At 65.1% G+C, this 23,023-nt stretch carries 21 protein-coding genes; 7 read left to right on the plus strand and 14 right to left on the minus strand.

Going from position 1 to position 23,023, the window contains the following annotated elements; translation table 11 throughout:
* Positions 1-44: 44 nt before the first annotated feature.
* On the plus strand, positions 45-953 hold the full coding sequence (locus tag AAHM38_RS01440) for an alpha/beta fold hydrolase (RefSeq protein ID WP_103518723.1): 909 nt from the start codon (positions 45-47) through the stop codon (positions 951-953).
* 9 nt (positions 954-962) lie between these two features.
* On the opposite strand, the gene AAHM38_RS01445 is transcribed toward AAHM38_RS01440, so the two are convergent.
* A complete protein-coding gene (locus tag AAHM38_RS01445) occupies positions 963-1,880 on the minus strand; it encodes a LysR family transcriptional regulator (protein ID WP_103518724.1) in 918 nt (305 codons plus the stop codon).
* A gap of 182 nt (positions 1,881-2,062) precedes the next feature.
* Between AAHM38_RS01445 and AAHM38_RS01450 the strand changes: the two genes are divergently transcribed.
* Complete coding sequence (locus tag AAHM38_RS01450) at positions 2,063-3,328, plus strand: serine hydrolase domain-containing protein (protein WP_116575062.1); 1,266 nt, start codon at positions 2,063-2,065, stop codon at positions 3,326-3,328.
* A 70-nt stretch (positions 3,329-3,398) separates the two neighbouring features.
* Here the strand turns inward: AAHM38_RS01450 and amaB are convergent, their stop codons facing one another.
* The 3 genes from amaB to AAHM38_RS01465 form a co-directional block, all read right to left on the minus strand.
* Positions 3,399-4,931, minus strand: coding sequence for an L-piperidine-6-carboxylate dehydrogenase (gene amaB / locus AAHM38_RS01455; RefSeq protein ID WP_116575063.1), 1,533 nt, complete (start codon positions 4,929-4,931; stop codon positions 3,399-3,401).
* A 67-nt stretch (positions 4,932-4,998) separates the two neighbouring features.
* Complete coding sequence (locus tag AAHM38_RS01460; RefSeq protein WP_116575064.1) at positions 4,999-5,175, minus strand: ABC transporter substrate-binding protein; 177 nt, start codon at positions 5,173-5,175, stop codon at positions 4,999-5,001.
* A 158-nt stretch (positions 5,176-5,333) separates the two neighbouring features.
* A complete protein-coding gene (locus tag AAHM38_RS01465; RefSeq protein WP_103518728.1) occupies positions 5,334-5,897 on the minus strand; it encodes an AAA family ATPase in 564 nt (187 codons plus the stop codon).
* A gap of 911 nt (positions 5,898-6,808) precedes the next feature.
* Between AAHM38_RS01465 and AAHM38_RS01470 the strand changes: the two genes are divergently transcribed.
* The gene (locus AAHM38_RS01470; RefSeq protein WP_009277076.1) at positions 6,809-7,345 is read left to right on the plus strand and encodes a PadR family transcriptional regulator; all 537 of its coding nucleotides are present in this window, start codon (positions 6,809-6,811) and stop codon (positions 7,343-7,345) included.
* A 3-nt stretch (positions 7,346-7,348) separates the two neighbouring features.
* Here the strand turns inward: AAHM38_RS01470 and AAHM38_RS01475 are convergent, their stop codons facing one another.
* The 7 genes from AAHM38_RS01475 to AAHM38_RS01505 form a co-directional block, all read right to left on the minus strand.
* Positions 7,349-8,353: an NAD(P)H-dependent flavin oxidoreductase gene (locus tag AAHM38_RS01475; RefSeq protein WP_116575065.1), complete on the minus strand. Its 1,005-nt coding sequence runs from the start codon at positions 8,351-8,353 to the stop codon at positions 7,349-7,351.
* Between the two features lie 51 nt (positions 8,354-8,404).
* Complete coding sequence (locus AAHM38_RS01480; protein WP_116575066.1) at positions 8,405-8,848, minus strand: nuclear transport factor 2 family protein; 444 nt, start codon at positions 8,846-8,848, stop codon at positions 8,405-8,407.
* A gap of 105 nt (positions 8,849-8,953) precedes the next feature.
* Entirely contained in the window at positions 8,954-9,421 is a 468-nt protein-coding gene (locus AAHM38_RS01485; protein ID WP_116575067.1) for a universal stress protein, read from the minus strand.
* A gap of 91 nt (positions 9,422-9,512) precedes the next feature.
* The gene (locus AAHM38_RS01490; protein ID WP_065858644.1) at positions 9,513-10,412 is read right to left on the minus strand and encodes a LysR family transcriptional regulator; all 900 of its coding nucleotides are present in this window, start codon (positions 10,410-10,412) and stop codon (positions 9,513-9,515) included.
* Positions 10,413-10,438: 26 nt separating this feature from the next.
* Positions 10,439-10,759 carry an AtuA-related protein gene (locus tag AAHM38_RS01495; RefSeq protein ID WP_009240033.1) on the minus strand — a complete coding sequence of 107 codons (321 nt, stop codon included), beginning with the start codon at positions 10,757-10,759 and terminating at the stop codon, positions 10,439-10,441.
* A 1-nt stretch (position 10,760) separates the two neighbouring features.
* Complete coding sequence (locus AAHM38_RS01500) at positions 10,761-12,116, minus strand: acyclic terpene utilization AtuA family protein (protein ID WP_116575068.1); 1,356 nt, start codon at positions 12,114-12,116, stop codon at positions 10,761-10,763.
* 4 nt (positions 12,117-12,120) lie between these two features.
* Positions 12,121-13,419, minus strand: a complete 1,299-nt coding sequence (locus AAHM38_RS01505) for a CitMHS family transporter (RefSeq protein ID WP_116575069.1) — start codon at positions 13,417-13,419, stop codon at positions 12,121-12,123.
* 194 nt (positions 13,420-13,613) lie between these two features.
* Between AAHM38_RS01505 and AAHM38_RS01510 the strand changes: the two genes are divergently transcribed.
* Both AAHM38_RS01510 and AAHM38_RS01520 read left to right on the plus strand, forming a co-directional pair.
* Complete coding sequence (locus tag AAHM38_RS01510) at positions 13,614-14,162, plus strand: RBBP9/YdeN family alpha/beta hydrolase (RefSeq protein WP_116575070.1); 549 nt, start codon at positions 13,614-13,616, stop codon at positions 14,160-14,162.
* 55 nt (positions 14,163-14,217) lie between these two features.
* A complete protein-coding gene (locus AAHM38_RS01520) occupies positions 14,218-16,617 on the plus strand; it encodes a heavy metal translocating P-type ATPase (protein WP_116575071.1) in 2,400 nt (799 codons plus the stop codon).
* A gap of 216 nt (positions 16,618-16,833) precedes the next feature.
* Here AAHM38_RS01520 and cadR read toward each other — a convergent pair whose 3' ends face one another.
* The 3 genes from cadR to leuA form a co-directional block, all read right to left on the minus strand.
* On the minus strand, positions 16,834-17,310 hold the full coding sequence (cadR, locus tag AAHM38_RS01525) for a Cd(II)/Pb(II)-responsive transcriptional regulator (protein WP_116575072.1): 477 nt from the start codon (positions 17,308-17,310) through the stop codon (positions 16,834-16,836).
* An 18-nt stretch (positions 17,311-17,328) separates the two neighbouring features.
* On the minus strand, positions 17,329-17,715 hold the full coding sequence (locus AAHM38_RS01530) for a four-helix bundle copper-binding protein (RefSeq protein WP_103518736.1): 387 nt from the start codon (positions 17,713-17,715) through the stop codon (positions 17,329-17,331).
* A 127-nt stretch (positions 17,716-17,842) separates the two neighbouring features.
* Positions 17,843-19,555 (minus strand): 2-isopropylmalate synthase, encoded by a 1,713-nt coding sequence (gene leuA, locus AAHM38_RS01535; protein ID WP_116575073.1) that lies wholly within the window; start codon positions 19,553-19,555, stop codon positions 17,843-17,845.
* Positions 19,556-20,183: 628 nt separating this feature from the next.
* On the opposite strand from leuA, the gene AAHM38_RS01540 reads away from it, so the two are divergent.
* Both AAHM38_RS01540 and AAHM38_RS01545 read left to right on the plus strand, forming a co-directional pair.
* Positions 20,184-20,642, plus strand: coding sequence for a (2Fe-2S)-binding protein (locus tag AAHM38_RS01540; RefSeq protein WP_116575074.1), 459 nt, complete (start codon positions 20,184-20,186; stop codon positions 20,640-20,642).
* Between the two features lie 20 nt (positions 20,643-20,662).
* The gene (locus tag AAHM38_RS01545; RefSeq protein WP_116575075.1) at positions 20,663-22,906 is read left to right on the plus strand and encodes a xanthine dehydrogenase family protein molybdopterin-binding subunit; all 2,244 of its coding nucleotides are present in this window, start codon (positions 20,663-20,665) and stop codon (positions 22,904-22,906) included.
* The last annotated feature ends 117 nt before the right edge of the window (positions 22,907-23,023 follow it).

Below are 23,023 nucleotides of genomic sequence, written 5' to 3' on the forward strand. Positions count from 1 at the left end.
GATGGTTTCGTTGCTCTTTCTCGAAACCCATCCGGAGCCTTGCCATGAACGCCCCTGTCCGAACCGCTGATCTGGCTGTCGATGCGTATGCCCCCACTGCTGTGCGTCATCGCACGGTGGATGTCGAAGGTGTGCGCGTGTTCTACCGAGAGGCGGGCCCAGCCGATGCGCCGACCGTGCTGTTGTTGCATGGCTTTCCGAGCGCATCGCATATGTTCCGCAACCTGATTCCCCAGTTGGCCGGGCGCTATCACGTGGTGGCGCCGGACTTTCCCGGCTTTGGCCTGACGCAGGTGCCGAACGGTTTCCGCTACACGTTCGACAACCTCGCGCATGTGGTGGACGGCTTTACGCAGGCGATTGGCCTGTCGCGGTATGCAATCTACGTATTCGACTACGGCGCGCCGGTCGGCTGGCGTCTGGCGATGGCGCATCCGGAGCGCATCAGCGCCATCGTTACGCAGAACGGCAACGGCTACGAAGAAGGGTTGGGCGAGGGGCCATGGGCGCCGATCAGGGCGTATTGGAACCACCCGGACGAAGCGCATCGCCGCGCGCTGCATGCGCTCGTGTCAGATGAGATGACGCAGTGGCAATACCTGGATGGCGTGCCGGACCCGACGCGCGTGGCGCCGGATGGCTATCTGCTCGATCAATATTTCCTGAGCCGTCCAGGCCAGCTCGACATCCAGATGGATCTGTTCCTGGATTACGCGAGCAACGTGGCGCTGTATCCGGCGCTGCATGCGTATTTCCGCGCGCATCGTCCGCCGCTGCTGGCGGTATGGGGTCGCAATGACACCATTTTCATTCCGCCCGGCGGGGAGGCCTTCAAGCGCGACCTGCCGGATGCGGAGATTCACTTTGTCGACAGCGGCCACTTTGCGCTGGAGACGCACCATGCGGAAATTGGTGCCCGCATGCTGGACTTCCTTGGCCGCGTGGTGAAGTAACGCGCGGCGTCAAGGCATCGGCTGCATGGTGGCTTCGGCGGCAAAGCGTTCGCGCAGGAACGCCACCACGGCCTTCACTGAAGGCGGCACACCTGCGCGCGACGGATAGAGCGCGTGCAGGTCGGCCGGTTCAGGCGTCCAGCCGCGCAGCACCCTGCGCAGTTGGCCACTGGCAAGCGCCGCATGGCAGCAATGCTGCGGCAGGATGGTCAGGCCCAGGCCCGCGATGGCGGCTTCACGCAGGGCGATGATGTTGTCGCTGGCAAAGCGCGGGCGAATCGGCAGCGACAGCCGATGGCCGCGCGCATCCTGCAGCACCCAATCGCGGCTGCGGGTGAGCGAGCCTTGCCCCAGGCAGGGGAGATCTTCCAGCGCGGCGGGCGTGTCGGGCTCGCCCACACGCGCAATCAACGCGGGGCTGGCCACCAGCACGCGCGGCGAGACCACCAGATGCCGCGCCACCACATCGCGTGAGGGCAGCGGCCCCGTGGCCGCGCGGATCGCCACGTCAATGCGTTGCTCGATCAGGTCGACATAGGTGTTGGACAAGTCCAGCTCGATGCGCAGCTTCGGATGCGCATCGGCAAACTCGGCCAGCCAGCCTGCCACCAGCGTTTCTGCCAGCAACGGCGACGTGCCGACGCGCAGCACACCGGCCGGTTCGGTGCGCGCGGCCCCGGCCAGCGCTTCAATGGCCGCCGACGCATCGGCCATATCGCGCGCATGCCGATACACCGCTTCGCCCACCGGCGTGACGGCTACACGATGGCTTGAGCGCTGCAGCAGCCGCGTGCCGAGCTGCACCTCCAATTCGGCAATGCGACGGCTCAGGCGTGACTTGGGGATGCCCGTGGCGCGTTCGGCTGCGGAAAAGCCGCCGGCTTCCACCACGCGCGTGAAGAGGTACAGGTCGTCGAAGCGCTTCATATTGGGACGGGGTTGCGGTCGAACTGCATTGAAGCATAAGCGCCGGCAGGGCACGCTCGCGGGCAACAGATCAGCGCTGTACAGTGTCGCTGGGCAGGTCTGCGCGCGTCGGAATGCCGCGCAGGCCGGATCGGGGTCTGGTACGCCTGCGCCTCGCGCGGGCATCAATGCAAGGAGAAAGCATGGACAGGCAAGGCATGCAAACGCAGGGGATGTCCCGCGAGCGGCTCGAACGGGTCGAGCGCTTTATCGACGACGCCTACATTGCCACCGGCAAGCTGCCCGGCGCGCTGGTCCAGGTGTGGCGGCGGGGCGAACTGGCCTTGAACTCCTTGCTGGGCCTGGCCGACCGAGAACGTCAGGTGCCGCTGGCCGAAGATTCGATCTTCCGCATCTACTCCATGACGAAGCCGATCACGTCGGTGGCGTTCATGATGCTGGTGGAGGACTGCAAGGTCGCGCTGGACGATCCGGTCAGCAAATTCATCCCCGCGTGGGCGAACCTGGGCGTGCACGCCGGCGGCTTCATGGAGGGCTTCCAGTCCCATCCGGTCAAGCGCCCCATGCGCATGGTCGACCTGCTGCGCCACACCTCCGGCCTGACCTACGGCTTTCACCAGAACACGAATGTCGACGCAGCGTATCGACGGCTGAAACTGGGCGATATCGCCACCGCTGGCACGCTCGACGAGATGATTGAGAAGCTGGCCGGCGTGCCGCTGGAGTTCTCGCCGGGCGACGCGTGGAACTACTCCGTTTCCACCGATGTGCTGGGCTACCTGGTCGGTAAGATCAGCGGCATGCCGTTCGAGACGTTCCTGAAGGAGCGGATTTTTGATCCGCTGGGCATGGTCGACACGGCCTTCCATGTGCCGGAGGAGAAGGCGTCGCGCTTCTGCGCGTGCTATGCCGTGGGGGCGCTGGGCTCGAAGGCGGTGTCCGATCATGGGCCGGTCTTGCAGGACGATCCCCGCACCAGTCTTTACCTGAAGCCGCCCAGCTTCATTTCGGGCGGTGGCGGCTTGGTTTCCACGGCAGCAGACTACCTGCGTTTTTCGCGCATGCTGCTGCAGGGCGGCGAGCTGGATGGCGTGCGCCTGCTGGGGCCGAAAACGCTGTCGCTGATGACCGCCAACCACCTCCCGGGCGGGCGCGACATGTCGAGCCTGTCGTCACATTCGATGTTCAGCGAGGCCGCGTATGACGGCGTCGGATTCGGACTGGGGTTCGCGACCACGATCTCTCAGGCCGCCACCTTGATTCCCGGCAGCACGGGCGATTTCTTCTGGGGCGGCGCGGCCGGCACCTTCTTCTGGGTGGATCCGCAGGAAGACCTGATCGGCCTGTTCCTGACGCAGGTGCTGCCTTCGTCTGCCTACCCTGTGCGGCGGCAATTGCGCACGCTGGTCTACAGCGCGATCACCGACGTGGGCGGCGCGGCGCGTTGAGTTCGCGCTGACAATCAGGGCGGCAGAGCATTCCGCGCCGCCGCCCGAACATCACGTCGATCGAGCGCGATCAAACGTCGAACCGGACGCCCTGCGCCAGCGGCAGCGCGCCGCTGTAGTTGACGGTGTTGGTGGCGCGGCGCATGTAGCCCTTCCATGCGTCCGAGCCGGATTCGCGGCCGCCGCCGGTTTCCTTTTCGCCGCCGAATGCGCCGCCGATCTCGGCGCCCGACGTGCCGATGTTGACGTTGGCGATGCCGCAGTCGCTACCCGCCGACGACATGAAGCGCTCGGCATCGCTCAGGTTTGCCGTGAAGATCGCAGAGGACAGGCCCTGCGGCACGCCGTTCTGGATGGCGATCGCCTGCTTGATGTCGCCGTCGTACGTCACGACATAGAGGATCGGCGCGAAGGTCTCGCTTTCCATCACCTTGGTCGGCTTCGGCATCTTGACCAGCGCAGGACGGACGTACCAGGCGTCGGCGCCCAGGTCTTCGCGCACGCGCTCGCCGCCCAGCACTTCGCCGCCTTCGGCGCGGGCCTGCGCGAGCGCCTGCTGCATGCCGTCGAAGGCGGCCTGGTCGATCAACGGGCCGACCAGCGTGCCGTCAGCCAGCGGGTCGCCAATGGCGATGCTCTGGTAGATCTTTTCCAGGCGAGCCAGCAGCGTATCGGCCACCGAGCGGTGCACGATCAAACGTCGCAGCGACGTGCAGCGTTGGCCCGCGGTGCCGACGGCGGCAAACGTGATGGCGCGCGCGGCCAGTTCCAGATCCGCCGACGGCGTGACGATCATCGCGTTGTTGCCGCCCAGCTCCAGGATCGAGCGGCCGAAGCGCTCTGCCACCTTCACGCCCACTTGGCGGCCCATGCGCGTCGAGCCCGTGGCGCTGACCACCGGCACCAGGTGGCTGGCCACCAGCGCTTCGCCCACGTCGCGCCCGCCAATCAGCAGTTGGCTCAGTCCGGCAGGAATGGCGCCCGGCTTCTCTGCATTGAACGCGTCGACCACCTGCTGCATCAGGTGCTGACAAGCGATGGCGGTGAGCGGCGTTTTCTCCGACGGCTTCCACACGATGGCGTTGCCGCACACCAGGGCGAGCGCGACGTTCCACGACCACACCGCCACCGGAAAATTGAACGCCGAGATGATGCCCACCACGCCCATCGGATGCCACGTTTCCATCATCCGGTGCCCAGGGCGCTCGCTGGCGATGGTCAGGCCATGCAGTTGCCGCGACAGACCGACGGCGAAGTCGCAGATGTCGATCATCTCCTGCACTTCGCCCAGGCCCTCGGAGGTGATCTTGCCCGCCTCCAGCGACACCAGTTCGCCCAGCGCTGCCTTGTGCGTGCGCAGGACTTCGCCCAAGCGGCGCACGAGTTCGCCGCGCACGGGTGCCGGCACAATGCGCCATGCCAGATACGCCTGATGCGCGCTCTGGATGGCCGCCTCGGCCTGGCCGGCGGTATGTGATTTCACGGTTGCCAATACCGCGCCATCGCGCGGGGCGCGGCTTGTCCAGTCGGTGCCTTCATAGGCCTTCAGGTCCAGCCCGAGGGCCTTCAGTACGGTCTGCAATCGTGTTCGGGAATCTGACATGGCGTGAATCCTTGCTCTTCTCTCGTGTTCAATCGAAAAACTGTTGCGATGCGGTGATGTGTAACGCTTAACGCTCGACGATGCGGTTCCAGCGCTTGCTCCACTCGGGGCGCTCGGCGTTGATCACGTCCCAGTCCAGCGCAACGGCCGTCTTCAGGATGGTGTTCATTTTGTTCTGCTCTTCCGCCGCCTTGCCCTTGAGCGGGGCCTTGGGGTTGACTGGATTGTAGGAGCCGTTTTCCATGGCGAGCGCCTGATCGCGATCTTCCCGGACCGCCCGAATACGACAGAAATGGTGTGCGGCTGTGTGAGCCGCGAAAATATTCCGGTGTCAGGGGCCGCTCTACCGTTCCGTCGTCGCTGGAGGGTCGAGCTTTTTGTACGGACATTCGACACGCGTTTTCATGCAGCCTCGCCCGCTCTGAGCCGGCGCACGTGAGCAAGAATGAATGCAACGCGCCGTTCTACCGATACCTTGGGAAGTACGCATGTTGTGTAGCCCTCGTCCACGTAGGCCAGCACGGTCGGCTCGAACGAGCGAGCAGCGCGCGCAAATGGCGCACGTCGCCATTGATCGCAAACGTAAATCTCTGGCCAAGGCTCCGCCACGAACACGGTGTTTGCATAGCGTCGCGCTTGCGATGCCTCAACGTATGCGGGATTTCTGTCGAGGCTTAGTCGCTTCATGTGCGCTATGCATTCCGGCGTGCCGCGATCAAAGAACACCGGTGGTGGCAGGGACTTCGCCGCCTCATACGCCCTGATGTTTCGCTCCATCACTGCGTTCATGAACGCCTGCAGGTCGGTGCCCGGAAGGCGCGTTCCATCGGAGCTTTCCTGTTCCTGAACGATTGAGAGCGCGGCCTCGGGCATGACTGAAATGCCCCGTTCGCCCAGCGCGTTCAAAAGAGTCGACTTGCCAGCACCAGAAGCGCCGGTGATGACATAGAACTTCTCGCAACTCATCAAAGGCTCATGCTCCGGGTTTCGCTAATCGGCATTAGCTCGGCAACTCGCATAGCTCAATCTTCGTTGCGGGAGGCCCAATTGGTATAGGACGCTGTGACGTCGCTTGCAGAATTCCCTTCGTGAAGGCCATAGGCCGTTACGCAGAAGAGATTCTGGTTGCCGGCCGACGTTCCCAAAGCGCCCGCTGCTAAGCGAAGACACAATGGTCACTTGTGTTATGGCATTCGCTGTCGACGTGTCACTAGAGCGGCTCCGGCAGAGGACGATGGTGTGCGGACCAGTTCCAACAGCTGAAGTCGCTGGAGATCAGACCACCATCGATGCCCGCCGCACGTCGGCTCGCGAGCAGAGCGATCAAGCGACGAGCGACTACGACCGTGAAAAACTGCAAGAGCGCGTGACGAAAGTCGCTGGAGGCGTTGCCCTGGTCTGGCGCGCCTGAGACGGTGCGTGTCAAAGGATCACCGCCGTGCGTCTCGTTGAGGCGCGCCTTGAACGGCGCCTACCACCGCATTCACGAACATGTCAGAGGCTTCAATGTGCTGTGCTTTGGCAGATCAGCACCGCGGGCTTCTTCTTTGTGCCCACGGAAGTTTCGCGCGGATGTCGGTTTGAATTTCGATACCTCGACAATCGGCTTCGTCAATGGCTACGAGCCCAGTTCCGGCCAGCCCAGCATGATTGGCGTGGTCATCGAGGCAGACTTGCTGGCGGAGTTTCATCGTATACCTAGGCTCAGCGGACACTGTTCTGTAAAGTTCGCGAATTGGACAGGTTAAGGGTGTTCAAAACCCTATCCTAAGTCATTGATTCTATTGCCTTGCAAGGCCTTGTTTTGGGCTTGAAAATTCTGCCAAAAATTGCCGATTTTTCTTTCAAAAACAACGACTTGCGTTATATCTCCGCCCATGTCCATCCAACACGCGCTGCTGACATCCCTGCTGGAAAAGCCCTCGTCGGGCTACGAGCTTGCCCGACGCTTTGACAAGTCGATGGGTTATTTCTGGAGCGCCACGCATCAGCAGATCTACCGCGAACTCGGGCGCATGGCCGAAGCCGGCTGGGTGAGCGTGGAGGAAGAGGAAGACAGCCGCAAGAAGACCTACACCGTGCTGCCGCCGGGCCGCGACGAACTCGCGCGCTGGGTGCTGGAGCCGACCGTGTCGTCGGACAACCGCGAAGAAGTGCTGGTGAAGCTGCGCGCCGACGCAGTGATCGGCCCGCTCGGTTTTGCGGAAGAGATGCAGCGCCTGATCGAGCAGCACCGCACGCGGCTGAATACGTTCCGCGAGATCGAACAGCGCGATTTTGCCCGGGCTGACCTCACGCGTGCGCAGCAGCTGCAGCACGCGGTGCTTCAGCGCGGCATCGTTTACGAAGAAGGCTGGCTCGCGTGGGCAGACGATGTGCTGCCGTTGCTGGAGCCAGCCTCAGTGACCGCTTAAGCCTTAAGCCGTCGCCCTACTATCGGCCGCGGTGCGCAGCGCTTCGATGTTGTTCAGGCGCCGGCGTGCCACCTCGAACTCCTCGGCAAAGCGCTTGACGAGTTCCGCCGCCGGCACCACGCGCTTGACCGCGCCAACGCCCTGGCCGGCGCCCCAGATGTCTTTCCACGCCTTGGCCTTTGCGCCGCCGCCCGAGCCGAAGTTCATCTTGCTCGGGTCCGATTCCGGCAGCGCGTCCGGGTCCAGGCCGGCGCCTTCGATGCTCTTGCGCAGGTAGTTGCCGTGCACGCCGGTGAACAGGTTCGTGTAGACGATATCGCTGGCGGTGCTTTCCACGATCGCTTGCTTGTAGCCCTCGATCGCATTCGCTTCTTCGGTGGCGATGAACGCGGAGCCGACATAGGCCAGATCAGCGCCGGCTGCCAGCGCCGCCAGGATGGCGTTGCCGTTGGCGATGGCGCCCGACAGCAGCAACGGGCCATCGAACCATTCGCGAATTTCGTGGATCAGCGCAAACGGCGAGGTTGTGCCCGCATGGCCGCCCGCGCCCGCCGCCACGGCGATCAGGCCATCCGCGCCTTTCTCGATCGCCTTCTTGGCGAATTTATTGTTGATGACGTCGTGCAGCACGATGCCGCCGTAGCTGTGCACCGCCTGGTTCACGTCTTCACGCGCGCCCAGCGACGTGATAACGATGGGCACCTTGTACTTCACGCACAGCTCCAGGTCGTGCTCCAGGCGGTCGTTCGACTTGTGCACGATCTGGTTGACGGCAAACGGCGCCGACGGCGTGTCAGGGTGCTGGGCGTCGTATTCGGCCAGCTCCGTGGTGATGCGCTGCAGCCAGGTCTCCAGCAGCTCGGCCGGCCGCGCATTGAGCGCCGGGAACGAGCCGACCACGCCCGCCTTGCACTGTGCGATGACGAGGTCGGGGTTGGAAATGATGAACAGCGGCGAGCCCACCACGGGCACGGACAGGCGGTTTTGCAGGATCGGGGGCAGCGACATGGCAGTCTCCGTTGGGATCGTTATGGAATAAGGGAACATAGGGGGAGCGGGTCAGGCTTCAGCCTTGAGCAGCGCGAGCTTGTCGCCCAGCTTGGCGCCCATGGCCGCGCCGAGGGCCTGCAGGCCGCTGGCCGGGCGCACCATGACTTCAAACTCGACGATCTTGCCTTCAGCGTCGAAGCGCACCATGTCGATGCCCTTGAGGGCCTTGCCGCTCACGTTGGCACTGAATTCGAGCACCACGCTGGCGCCGTCGCCGGTGACGAAGCTGCGGTGGTAGTTGAAGTCTTCAAAGACGGTGTTGACGGTGCGAAGCACCAGCGTGGTCGCCGTGCGGCCCGGGTAAGGCGTGTGCGCCACGGGTGAGCGGAAGACCACTTCATCGGCGAACAGCCGGTCGAGATCGTCCATGTTGCCGCTCTCGAGCATGGCATGCCAGGCCTCGAGCGTGGCCTGCGCGGGCGCGTTCAGTGTCTGGGGAATCGGCTGCGGCATGCTGGCTCCTGGGCAAAAAGTGCAACGGATTGCATCAACGTGGGACGCAACATAGCACAGTCAACTTTTTCTATGCAACAGGTTGCATAGTGGGGCTATTCGACTTCAGCCGGCTGCATGCTGAGGGTGCTGGGCGCGTACCACGACAACGGTGCGGTGCGACAGGCGCGTCGTTCGCTCGGCCACACTGCCCAGTAGCAGGCGCGCGAGCCCGTGCTTGCCTTGCGAGCCCACGACGATGGTGTCGGCCTGCCAGCGTTCGGCTTCGTGCTCGAGCGCGTTGCCGATATCGTCATCGGTGGCGTCGAGCATCAGCACGCCGGTGTCGGCGGGGGTGCCTTCGGCGTCGAACTGGCGCTGCAACTCGACCAGCGATGCGCTGGCTGTGCGGTGTGCCTCTTCGCGCAGTTTGTCGACGCTATAGATTTCGCGCGACTCAGGCATGGCAGGCGAACCGATCGCCCAGACGACCCGGACGCGGCCGTTGAAAGCGCGGGCAAGGGCGGCTGCTTCCTCGACCGCCAAGTGGGCTTCATGGGTGCCGTCGAAAGCGGCAAGAATGCGCTGATGCATGGGGCGCTCCGCAGAATCGGAATGGGATGCCTCACTGTAGCAGCGCAGGTGGGCGATGCTGCACCCCCGGATGTGCCCGGGTTGCGCGCCGTCAAACTGGCGCCGCCGCGCGCGCCGGGTGCGCCAGCAGCAAGTCCAGCAACCCTTGCGCCGCCACCGAAAGGCTGCGCCCGTCGCGCCGGATGACATACAGCGTGCGCACCAGCCCCGGCAGGGGCAGCGGTCGCACCACCAGCTCCGGCAGGCGGAACTGGAACAGCGCCAGCGCAGGAATGACGGTGATGCCCAGGTTGGCCGCCACCAGCGCCGCCGCCGTGGCCAGATGTTCGACTTCCATGCCGCTGCGCAGCTTCGTTGGATGCAGCGCCGCATCCAGGTATTGCCGGATGCTCGTGTTGCGCGCAAGGTGGATGAACGGCGTATCGACAAGATCGCCCACGGCCAGCGCCGGCTTGCGCGAAAGCGGGTGCTCCTGATGGCAGACGAGGTGGAAGTCGTCGGTGCAGAACGGCTGGGCGGCCAGGCCTGCCATGTCAGCGCCCATGGCCGCGATGGCGAAGTCCGCCGCCCCGCGCCGGACCATGTCGATGCATGAGTCCGACAGTTGATCGTGCAGCGCCAGTTGAATGCCCGGATGCTCTGCAGAGAATGTGGCCAGCACGCCAGGCAGAATCCCCGCCGCGATCGACGGCAGCGCGGCCACTGTCACGCGTCCGGTGCGTGCCGCGGCGCGATCGCGCAGCTCGGAGAACGTCGCCTCGAAATCGGCCAGCAGGCGCAGCGCCGATTCCGCAAAGGCTTCGCCCTCGGGGGTCAGCTCAACATGGCGCGTATTGCGGTCGAACAGGCGGACGCCGGCATCGGCCTCCAGGTTCTGGATCAGCGCGCTGAAAGCCGATTGCGACAAATGGCACGTCTGTGCCGCCTGCGTGAAGTTCTTGTGCTCGCGCAGCGCGGCAAAGGCGCGGAGCTGCTTGACGGAGAGGTTCATGGCGATGCCGGGCGTGGTGCGCCAGCTTAGCCTGGAATCTCCAGCGTGAGCAGTGCGCTGGACAGCGACTTGCCATGCGCATCCAGCGCCAGCGAGCGCGTCACGCCGCCGGCCAGGGCACCGTGGAGTACGAAGTTGAGCGCGCCAAGCTGCGGCAGCACGTAGCGTTCGACCTCGCCGCAAACGAGTTCAGCGAAATGCGCGCGCACGCGTTCTGCCGTGACGTGCTGCTCAAGCAAGGCAAATTCTTCCGCACATTCCGGACGGAGCGCGATGACAGAGATGCATGAGATGTCGCCCTTGTCGCCGGCGCGGGTGTGGGCGAGGTCGCGGAGGGTGCGGGGCATGTCAGCTCTCCAGGATGTGCACGGCGTGCGGTGCGAGTTCAGCAGGAATCAACGTCGATTCCACCGCGATGATTTCGCGCGCGCTCTTGGTCGCCCCGCCGCCGCCCGACGGGCCGCACGTTAGCAAGGTTTCCACTTCGTTGCCGACGCGCACGGCTTCGGCCATCGATTCGGTGCGCGCGGCCACGCGCACGCGCACTTCATACGGTTCGGCATCGGCGCGGGAAAGGGCTGCGCCGTGCAGCGCATCCACGCCGATCAGCTCAAAGCGCGTTTCCGTCATCTGCACGCCGGTGAGCGCCAACCGCTCGCGCACGATGTCGAGCGCCAGCTTGCCGCGCGCCATCGCGTTGGGGCCGGCATAGCTGATCTGGCCTTCGCCGATATAGCTGTCGAGATAGCCGATCGAGACCTTCAACTGGCCCGTGCGCGGTGTGCCGGTGGCCCCTTCAATGACAACGCAGTCTTTGCCGTCGGCGTGCATGCGCACGTTGGAGAAGTCCGCCACCACATCCGGCGTGAGGTAGCGCGCCGGGTCGTGGATCTCGTACAGCAACTGCTCCTTGCACGTGGCTTCGGTGACAAGGCCACCGGCCGTGGCGACCTTGGTGATGCGCACCGAGCCGTCTTCGCCCACCTCGCCAATGGGAAAGCCCAGGCGTGCCAGGTCAGGTACGTCCTTGATGCCGGGGTCGGCAAAGTAGCCGCCGGTGATTTGTCCCGCGCATTCGAGCAGGTGCCCGGCGAGCGTGCCGCAGCCCAGGCGGTGCCAGTCGTCCATGCGCCATCCAAACGCATGGACGAGCGGCCCAAGCGCCAGCGCCGGATCGGCCACGCGCCCGGTGATGACGACGTCCGCGCCTTGCGCCAGCGCATCGACAATGCCCTGCGCGCCGAGGTACGCATTGGCCGACACCATACGTGCCTGCAGCGATGCGACTGGCGCGCCGCCATCCATCAGCGTGAAGTCCTGGCCGCGGGCTTGCAGCAGGTCGAACACGTCGTCGCCCGTCACGGCCGCCACGCGCAGCTTGAGGCCCAGCTCGCGGGCGATGTCGCGCGTGCGCTCCGCCGCCGCCTGCGGGTTGGCCGCGCCCATGTTGGTGATGATGCCGATGCCGCGTGCCGCGCAGGCCGGCAGTACTGCCCGCATGCGCGCTTCGAGCAGCGGGTCGTAGCCATGCGACGGGTCTTTGCGGCGCACCTGCTGCGCGAGCGCGATGGTGCGCTCGGCCAGGCATTCGAACATCAGCACGTCGATGTCGCCGTGCTCTGCCAGTTCCAGCGCCGGTTCGATGCGGTCGCCCGAATAACCGGCGCCGCCGCCGATGCGCAGTGTTTTCAACGCGGTCTTCATGCCATCACCACGGAAGCACGCCCAGCACCACGGCCACTGCGGTCATCAGCAGCGAGGCACCGAACAGGAAGGGGATCGAGAATTTCTGGTGGTCGGCTAACTCGATGCCGCACAGGCCCACCACGAGGAACGTCGCCGGTGTGAGCGGGCTGACCGGAAAGCCGGTGGTCATCTGGCCGAGCACGGCCGCCTGTGCCACATGCACCGGCGCAACGCCCAGCATCTTCGACGCTTCGGCCACGACGGGCACCACACCGAAGTAGAACGAATCCGGATCGAACAGCAGCGACAGCGGCATCGACAGCACGCCCAGCACCACCGGGATGTGGTGCGCCATGCCGGGCGGAATGAAATCGACCGCCGTCTTCGCCATTGCGGTGAGCATGCCGGACTTGCTCATGATGCCGGTGAACACGCCTGCCGCCAGCAGGATGCTCGCCATCATCAGCGCGGCCTTGGCGTGGGCGTCCACGCGCTGGCGTTGCTGATCGACGTTCGGGTAGTTGATCAGCAGCGCGGCCACCACGCCCAGCATGAACATCACCACCGGGTCCACCTTGCCGCTCACCATCACGCCCATCACCACGACGGTGAGGATGAGGTTGATCCAGAAATTGCGCGGGCGGCGCAGCGCCTGCTCTGCATCCGTCAGGGGGCGAGTGACGACCTGCGTGCCGCCGGCGTGGTTGGCCAGGCCCAGGCGCTTCTCCTCACGCTTGCCGAGCAGCCATGCGCACGCGAACACGAAAACGAGCCCGGCAATCTGCACCGGGATCAGCGGGTTGAAGATGTCCGTGACCGGCATATGCAGCGAGGCCGAGGCGCGGATCATCGGCCCCGTCCAGGGCAGGAAGTTCACGCCGCACGCCATCGACGTCACGCACGCCAGGATGCGGCGGTCCATGCCGAGGCGGTCATAAAGCGGCAGCATGGCCGGAATGGTGATGAGGAACGCCACCGCGCCCGAGCCGTCCAGGTGGATCAGCAGCGCCAGCAGGGCAGAACCCACCACGATGCGCGGCGGGCGGCTGCCCACGGTGCGCAGAATGCGGTCGATGATCGGGTCCAGCATGCCGGCGTCGGTCACGATGCCGAAGTACAGGATGGCGAAGATGAACATCCCCGCCACGGGCGCAACGTCCTTGATGCCGCCGATGATGAATTTGCTGGTGTTCAGCCCGAAGCCGCCTACGAGCGCGGCGATGACGGGTATGGCGATGAGCGCGACCAGCGGCGACATGCGTTTGGTCAGGATGACGACAAACAGCGCGACGATGGTCAACAGCCCGAGCAGTGCGAGCATGGTCTCCTCCGAGTGTTGGATTCGGAATCCCTGTTGGCGGGATTTCAGAGCGACTCTAGAAGTTGGCGATCTGCCTGTGAAACAGAATATTTGGATGGATTGAGCGGATTTGTCGATGAGTGGCGCCGACGCCGCCCACGAAATCCCGGCAGAATGTCGCGCATCTCAATTCACCATCCGCTGCGGGAGACATCGTGAGCGCCACCCCCACCGTCTTGATCCTCCCCGGCTGGCAGAACTCTGGCCCGGAGCATTGGCAATCGCGCTGGGAACGCCTGCATGGTGACCGCCGTGTCGAACAGCGCGATTGGTTGACCCCGAAGCGTGCCGATTGGGTGGCCGCGCTCGAAGCCGAAGTCAGCGCAGCGCCCGGCGATGTCGTTTTGGTGGCGCACAGCCTGGGCTGCGTGCTGACGGCCCATTGGGCGGCCACTTCGGCGCGTGCCGTGCGGGTGCGTGGGGCCTTGCTGGTTGCTCCGCCGCAACTGGATCACGCCGGCATGCCGCCGGAACTGGCAGACTTCCAGCCGATTCCGCAGCAGCGTTTGCCGTTTCCCGCCGTGCTCGTCTTCAGCACCGACGATCCGTTCAGCGACGCCGCCTGGAGCCACGGTCAAGCCGAAGCGTGGGGTGCGGAGCCTGTGAACCTGGGCGCGCGCGGCCATATCAATGCGGAATCGGGCCTGGGCGACTGGCCGGAAGCCCGTGCCATCGTCGCCAAGTGGATGAAAGACCTTATCTGAAGCAGCGGTATGCGGGGCTTGACCCTGAAGTTTCTTCAGGGTTTTGAATGGAGGCATGAAACCCGATCTCGCCTCCACCCTGCCTGTCCACGACCACGCCAAGCCGGAAGCCTCCGGCTGCGGCGGTTGCTGCGGTCATGCGCGACCGGTCGCAAGGAACGCTGCCCAACCTGCGCATGACCATGGCCACGATCATCACGATCACGATCACCACGGTCATGATCATGATCATGATCATGGCCACGCGCCGGTAGCCGCGGCCCCCTTCGATGCCCAAGCTCGCGCAGCCGCCACCGGCCGCACCGTCGTACGCATCGAGCAAATGGATTGCCCGACCGAAGAGCGCATGATCCGCACCAAGCTGGGTAGCGCCGATGGCGTCGTCGCGCTCGATTTCAATTTGCTTGAGCGGCATCTCACCATCCACCACACCGTTGACGATGTGGCGCCCTTCCTGGAGGCGCTGCGGGCCATCGGCATGGATGGCGAGGTGCTTGAACAGCGCGAGCGCGAGCGCCTGTCCGCAGCATCTGCGGAGCCCACCCGGATCTCGCGCCGCACGTGGCTGCTCGGTATCGGCGGCGTGACTGCCTTCGGTGCGGAAGCCATCGCCTGGTCGCTGGGCGATCACGCCTGGCCGGTGTTGGCGTTGGCACTGGCTTCCATCGCATTGGCCGGCGGTCCCACGCTGCGCAAGGGCTGGATTGCCGTGCGCGCGCTCACGTTCAACATCAACTTCCTGATGGCGGTGGCCGTCATCGGCGCGCTGCTGATCGGCAAGTGGGCCGAAGCGGCCATGGTGATTTTTCTGTTTGCTGTGGCAGAAGCGATCGAAGCACGCGCGCTGGTGCGGGCCCGCGATGCCGTGCGCGCCCTGACGGCCATCGCACCGGACACAGCAGAGTTGGCCGATGGCGCGGGCGGCTGGCGCGATGTGGCGGTCGACAGCGTTGTCGTTGGCGCGCGCGTGCGTGTGCGCACCGGCAGCCGCGTGCCGGTCGATGCGCGCATCGTGAGCGGTCGCGCGGCGCTGGACGAATCGCCCGTCACGGGCGAGAGCCTGCCGGTGGAGAAGGCCGTCGGCGACACCATCCTGGCCGGCACGATCGTCACCGACGGCGTGGTCGAGGTGCAAGCCACGGCGGTGGCTGCGGACAGCACGCTGGCGCGTATCGCCGGGGCCATCCAGCAAGCGCAATCGCAGCGCGCGCCCACGCAGCGCTTTGTCGACAAGTTCTCTTCCATCTACACGCCCGCGATGATGTTGCTGGCGTTGGCGGTGGCCGTCATCGGCCCGCTGGTCACGGCCGACGGTTGGCTGGCGTGGACCTATCGCGCACTCGTGCTGCTGGTGATTGCCTGCCCGTGCGCGCTCGTGATCTCCACGCCGGTCACGGTCGTCAGCGGCCTGGCTGCCGCCGCACGCCGTGGCATCGTCGTCAAGGGCGGCGTGTATCTGGAAAGCGGCCGGCGCCTACGCGCGCTGGCGCTGGACAAGACCGGCACGCTCACTGCCGGCCGCCCGGTGCTCGATGCGGTGATGTTGCCGGGTGGCGCCCGCCGCGCCATCGCAGCGTTGAACGCCGCAACCGACACGGCGCAATTGCATGCATTGGCAGTGGCTGCAGCGCTGGATGCCAACACCACGCACCCGATTGCCGTGGCCATTGTGCAGGCGGCCGCAGCGCACGGCGCGGTCGATGCGAACTCGGTGCAAGACCTGTCGGTGCTGCCGGGCCGTGGCGTGGCCGGCACGCTCAACGGTGTGCGCTGGCATCTGGGCAACGCGGCGCTCGTCGCAGAGCGTGGCTTCGATACCTCCGACTGGCGTGCCGCTGCGGAGTCACTGCAAGCCGAGGGCATGTCCGCCGTCACGCTCTGCGATGCGAACGGCGCCGTGGCGCTCTTTGGCGTGCGCGACCGCGAGCGCGCGGAAAGCGCCGAGGCCATCGCCGCATTGCGCGCGCTGGACGTGACGCCCGTCATGCTCACCGGCGACGACCGCCGCGCCGCACAGGCTATCGCCAAGACGGTCGGCATCGGCAACGTGCACGCGCAGCAGCTGCCGGCCGACAAGCAACGCGTGGTCGGTGAACTGGCCGCCCAACACGGCTTCGTCGGCATGGTCGGCGACGGCATCAACGACGCCCCGGCGCTGGCGCGCGCCGACATCGGTTTCGCCATGGGCGCCGCCGGTACAGCCACCGCGCTGGAAGCCGCCGATGTTGCCATCATGGACGACGACCCGCGCAAGCTCGCCAGCTTCATCCGCATCAGCCGACGCACGGTGGCCGTGCTGCGCCAGAACATCGTGCTGGCGCTTGGCATCAAGGCGGTGTTTCTGGCGCTGGCCGTGATGGGCGACGCCACGTTGTGGATGGCGATCTTTGCCGATGTGGGCGCGAGCCTGCTGGTGGTGTTCAACGGCCTGCGGGTGATGCGCGTGCGCGCTTGATGTGCCGACGCGCAAGGTCACTCGATGAGCCCAGTTAGGCGATGGGGCCGTCAGCCGAGTGGCGGGCGCTTTCGCCGGTAGGAAGCGCCTGCTCCCACGCGATCACGCCGGGGTGGCGTTTCCTATTGCGCTAGGCTGGTACCAGCGTGGAGGCCGAATCCACCTTGATGTCGTCGGACTGGACCACCGGCGTAGCGTCCACAATCTGCACATCGCTCAGCGATGCACGCCGCGAATATGCCGGTGCGCGTGTTCGCCCTCGCCATGTTCGTGACTGTGGCCTTGCGGATGGGCGGCGACGGGCTCTTCGTGCAACGACTGCAGCACGCCGCACTCAGCCACGGACGCTGCCGTCGTGCAGCGTTGCCCGATCGCCTCGATCTGGCACTTGAGATCGGTCAGCTCTGCGATACGCGCTTCAACGTGGCGCAGGTGCTCGTCCAGCAGGTTGTTGATCTCTTCGCATGAGGCCTGCGGGTTGGCCTGCAGTTCGAGTAGACGGCGGATTTCGGTGTGCGCCATGTCGAGCGACCGGCACTTCGCAATGAAGGCCAACTGCTCGACATGCTCCGGGGTGTAGACGCGATAGTTGTTGGCGGCGCGTGCAGCCGGGGGCAGCAGGCCCTGCGCTTCATAGAAGCGGATGGTCTCGATGCTGATGCCCGTGCGCTGGGCGAGTTCGCCAATTTTCATACGCGTTGAAAAAAAGAATCAGAAGACAGTCGGCTCGGCGGTGATGGCTTCGACGCCGGCGACTTTCAGGCAGGCGTCCAAGCAGGCGCGGCAGGCCGCTGCACAGGCGCTGCAGTGGCCTTGGCCGTGATGATCGCATTCTTCCGCGCATTGGGAACAGATCTCGGCGCAGTCTTCCAGAAGCAGTTCTGCAAATTCGCTGTTGCGCTCCAGGAATTTGCGCGTGAGGGCGCAATATTCGGCGCAATCCGTGCACACACCGATGCAGCGCGCCATGGCTTCGGCGTGGCCGTTCTTGCCGAATTCCGTCGCGCAGTGAGTGCAAGCGGCCTCGCATGCCTGCAGCGCCTGGATCACACTGGCAAAACGCTTGGCATTCTCTTTCGCGGTCGGACGAGTGGTCATGTCGGTTCTCCTGTAGCAGTGGATGTGCACGCTGGCGCGCTTGGGAAGGGATGAGCCCGGGCGCGGCCCGAGCCTCATCTCTTCAATTTAGCAACTCGCGCTCCACTGTGTGAGGCCGACTTGTGCGTTACACCGCTTCTGCCGCGCTCTTGCCGCTGCGCAGCATGCCGTTACCGGCGCGTGCGATCAAACGATTGACGCCGCCCACCACGGCGCGAATCGACGCCGTTGTCAGGTTGGCATCCACGCCCACGCCGAAGACGCTGCCCGCCACGCCCGGCGCGGCCATTTCTGCAAACGCGATGGCATCGGCATTGGCACCCTGGCCGAGTGCACGCTCCTCGTAGTGATGGATCGACACGGGCGCTGCCAGCACGTGCGACAGCGCATGCACCAGCGCATCGAGCGGCCCGTTGCCGGAGCCTTCGCAGATGTGCTCGCGGTCAGCAATGTTCACCACCAGGCGAATATGCTGGCTGCCGTCATCGCGCTCGGTCAGGCGGTGCGATACGTAGCCGATCGCGCCATCGCCGCGCAGATAGGTCTGCTGGAACAGCGCCCAGATGTCGGCACCGGTGGCTTCGCGGCCGCTCTGGTCGGTCAGCTGTTGCACGGTGCTGCTGAATTCCACCTGCAGGCGGCGCGGCATGGCCACGCCATAGCCGGATTCCAGCAGATAGGCGATGCCGCCCTTGCCCGACTGGCTGTTCACGCGAATGATCGAGTCATACGTGCGGCCCACGTCGGCGGGGTCGATCGGCAGGTAAGGCATTTCCCACAGCGCATCGCGCTTCTGCACCGCAAAGCCTTTCTTGATCGCATCCTGGTGCGAGCCCGAGAATGCCGTGAACACCAGATCGCCGACGTACGGATGGCGAGGATGCACCGGCAGTTGCGTGCAGTCTTCGCAGGTCCGTGCCACGTCATTGATGTGCGAGAAATCCAGTTCCGGATCCACGCCCTGCGAGTACAGGTTCAACGCAAGCGTCACGAGATCCACGTTGCCAGTGCGCTCGCCATTGCCGAACAGGCAACCTTCCACGCGATCGGCGCCGGCCATCACGGCCAGCTCAGCGGCTGCCACGGCCGTGCCGCGGTCGTTGTGCGGGTGCACCGAGAGGATGATCGAATCGCGGCGCGCCAGGTTGCGGTGCATCCATTCGATCTGGTCGGCATAGATGTTTGGCGTGGCCATCTCCACCGTGGCAGGCAGATTGAAGATGATCTTGTGTTCGGGCGTCGGCTCCCAGACTTCGGTCACCGCGTTGCACACCTCCAGCGCGAAATCCAGTTCGGTGCCGCTGAAGACTTCCGGGCTGTACTGATACGTCCACTGCGTCTCGGGCATCGTTTCCGCAATCTCGCGGATCAGCCTGGCGCTTTGCACGGCAATGCGCTTGACGCCGTCGCGGTCGGTGTTGAACACCGTGCGGCGGAACACCGGCGCCGTTGCGTTGTAGACGTGGATGATGGCGCGTTTGGCGCCCCGCAGGGATTCCATCGTGCGGCGAATCAGGTCTTCGCGCGCCTGCGTGAGCACTTCGATGGCCACGCCGTCGGGGATGTGTCCGCCTTCGATCAGCTCGCGCACAAAATCAAAATCGGTTTGGGAGGCGGCGGGGAAAGCGGCTTCGATTTCCTTGAAGCCGATCTGCACGAGCATCTTGAACATGCGCATCTTGCGCTCGGCGTTCATGGGCTCGAACAGGGCCTGGTTGCCGTCGCGCAGGTCCGTGCTCATCCAGATCGGGGCACGGGTGATGGTCTTGTTGGCCCAGGTGCGATCGGCGAGGGCGATGGTGGGGAAGGGGCGGTACTTGGTGGCGGGGTTCTTCAACATGGTGTGTGCGTCCTGTGAGATCGAGATCGGTTTCGTACAACGGGGACGGCCGCGCGGGCGGCGTCCGGGGTGGCCGGAATCGGGGTCGGGATGTGGCGGCCAGACAGCCACGGGCGCGTGGTCTGGCAACCGGTCGGTAGTCGTAGCGAAAACAGGATCGAGGCAGGCATGAGAGGCTCCAACGATTCGGCGCACGGATTGCGCCACACACAAGGCCCGTCGCCGTTTAGGGCACGGACCGGTCAAACACCGGAACGAGGGGGAAAGAGAGGTCTACGCGCTTACACGCGTAGTAGAGAAGCGGATAGCAGACCGCGCACGCACGAGAGGGTGCGGGCAGGAACGGTACGGAGGGTGGTCTGCTGAGAATGCATCTGGCGATAGTGATGGCGGCGCCGGGGTGTTGTCAAGCTGCGTGGGCGGATTCCGGACGGTTTTTTGGGACAGATGAAACACCGGATCCGAGAGCCGACGAAAACGTGTGCAGCCCGCCAGAAGCCATGTGATGTGGGCGCCAGCAGAACCCATCCGAACCTGCTTTAATACACCCCGTCCATGCCGCCAGCCCGCTATATCAAGGGGTTTATAACGGCAAGACTCCCTCACGCCCCACAAGGAGAATCCCACAATGGTCACGTTGAACATCAACGGTAAACCGGTGGAAGTTGATGCTGATCCGTCGACGCCGCTGCTCTGGGCGTTGCGCGACAACCTCGGTCTGACTGGCACGAAATTCGGTTGCGGTGTCGCGTCGTGCGGCGCCTGCACGGTGCATCTGAACGGCCAGCCGACGCGCAGCTGCGTGCTGCCGATTTCTGCGGTGGTCGGCCAGCAGATCACCACGTCCGAACACATCGCCGATGACAAGGTCGGCAAGGCCGTGCTTGACGCCTGGGTCAAGCACGACGTGGCGCAATGCGGCTACTGCCAGAGCGGCCAGATGATGAGCGCGGTGGGTTTGCTGCGCACCAAGAAGAAGCCGACCGACGCCGATATCGACAGCGCGATGGCCGGCAACCTGTGCCGCTGTGCGACGTACCAGCGCATTCGCGCGGCCATTCACGACGCGGCGAAATCGCTGGCCTGAGCCCCACCGGAGAATTCACGATGCGTATTCGAAATCTTGAAGCGCTGGCCGGTGGCGGCGCGCAACATCAGCCGGCGTCTGCGGATGCCGGGCCGGCAACGCTCGATCGCCGCAGCTTTCTGAAGCTCACGACGCTGGCTGGCGGCGGTCTGGCGCTGGGTGTGGCGCCGATGCTGGCCGGCGCGCAGGACGCCAAGGCCAAGCCGCCATCGCCGCCGCAGGCGTTCATCATCATCGCGCCGGACAACACCGTCACCGTGGCGGTCAACCGGCTCGAATTCGGTCAGGGCGTGCATACAGCATTGCCGATGGCGCTGGCCGAAGAACTCGACGTGGACTGGCGCAATGTGCGCGGCATGTTGGCCCCCGCGGGCGACCCTTACAAAGACCCGGGCTTCGGCATCCAGATGACGGGCGGTTCGACCGCGCTGAACCACTCGTTCCAGCAATACCGCGAGCTGGGCGGTCGCGCGCGTGCCATGCTGATCTCGGCAGCGGCGGAGCGCTGGAAGGTCGATCCGTCGACATGCCGCACCGCCAATGGCGTGGTCACGTCGGGCAGCCACCGCGCCACGTATGGAGAACTGGCCCAGGCGGCGATGGCGTTGCCGGTGCCGGCGCAGGTCACGCTGAAGAATCCGTCGCAGTTCCGCATTGTCGGCAAGCCGACGCCGCGCCTCGATGCGCGCGCGAAGCTCGACAGCTCGCTCAAGTTTGGCCTCGACACGCGCCTGCCCAACATGAAGGTGGCGGTGCTGGCCCGCCCGCCGCGCTTTGGCGGCAAGGTGGCCAAGTACGACGCGGCGGCGGCCAAGGCGGTGAAGGGCGTGGTCGATGTGCTGCAGATCCCGACCGACCGTGGCGGCACGGGTGTGGCCGTGATTGCCGACGGGTACTGGCCAGCCAAGCAGGGCCGCGATGCGTTGCAGGTCACGTGGGAAGACGCCGGCTCGACGGTGTCCACACCGGCGCTGATGGCGGAGTACAAGAAGCTCGCGGGCCAGCCCGGCACGGTGGCCAAGGCCGCCGATATGAGCGCAATCCAATCTGCCGCAACGCGCATTCAGGCCGATTACGAATTCCCGTACCTCGCGCACGCGCCCATGGAGCCGCTGAACTGCACGATCGATTTGCAGAAGGACGGCGGCAAGACCACGGGCGCGAAGGTGTGGGTCGGCTCGCAGTTCCAGACCATCGACCAGGGTGCCATCGCCAAGGTGCTCGGCGTATCGCCCGAGAAGATCGAGCTGAACACGATGATGGCGGGCGGTGGTTTTGGCCGGCGCGCGATCGTCACGTCGGACTACGTGGTGGAAGCCGCCAATGTGGCCAAGGCTTATGCGGCGGCCGGACATAACGGCCCCGTCAAGGTGATCTGGAGCCGCGAAGACGACATCCGCGGCGGCTACTACCGCCCGATGCACCTGCACCGCGTCAACGTGGGCGTGGACAACAGCGGCAAGGTCGTCGGCTGGGACCACGTGATCGTCGGTCAGTCGATCCTCAAGGGCACGCCGTTCGAAGCCTTCATGGTCAAGAACGGTGTGGACGAGACCATGGTCGAGGGCGTGATCGAAAACGACTACGGCTTCCCGATGCAGTTGACGGTGCACCATCCGGACGTGAACGTGCCGGTGCTGTGGTGGCGTTCCGTGGGCCACACCCATACGGCCTACGTGATGGAAACGATGGTTGACGAGGTTGCGCACGCGGCCAAGCAAGACCCCGTCGCTTTCCGCCTCGCGCGCTTTACGGGCAAGGAACATGAACGCCATCGTGCGGCGCTGCAGCTCGCCGTCGACAAGTCCGGCTACGGCAAGCGCAAGCTGCCCAAGGGTCAGGCCTGGGGCGTGGCGGTGCATGCGTCGTTCGAATCGGTGGTGGCGTACGTGGTTGAGGTGTCGGTCGACCAGGGCAAGCCGCGCGTGCATCGCGTCACGGCCGGCGTGCATGCCAACCGCGTGGTCAACCCGATGGGCGCGGAAGCGCAGATCCAGGGCGCGTGCGTGTTCGGTCTGGCGATGATTCAACCCGGCTTTGCCATCGACATCGAAAACGGCGCCACCAAGAACAGCAACTTCACCGATTTCCCGCCCGTGCGCATGCCGGACGCGCCGCCGGTGAACGTGTTCTTCGTGCCGTCGGAAGACAACCCGACCGGCCTGGGCGAACCCGGCACGCCGCCGATTGCACCGGCGGTAGCCAATGCGCTGTTCACCCTGACCGGCAAGCGTCAGCGCAAGCTGCCGTTTGAGACGGTTTAGTTTCTAGTTGTCATCATCGCGTGATGTGATGGAAGCCGGCATGCAGTCCTGTGTGCCGGCTTTCTTGTTCTTGCAGCCTCGTATCTCCCAGTTTTGCGGACCGATTCTTGCGTCCGC

The sequence above is a fragment of the Ralstonia sp. OTU4908 genome (assembly GCF_038440115.1).
Taxonomy (GTDB): domain Bacteria; phylum Pseudomonadota; class Gammaproteobacteria; order Burkholderiales; family Burkholderiaceae; genus Ralstonia; species Ralstonia pickettii.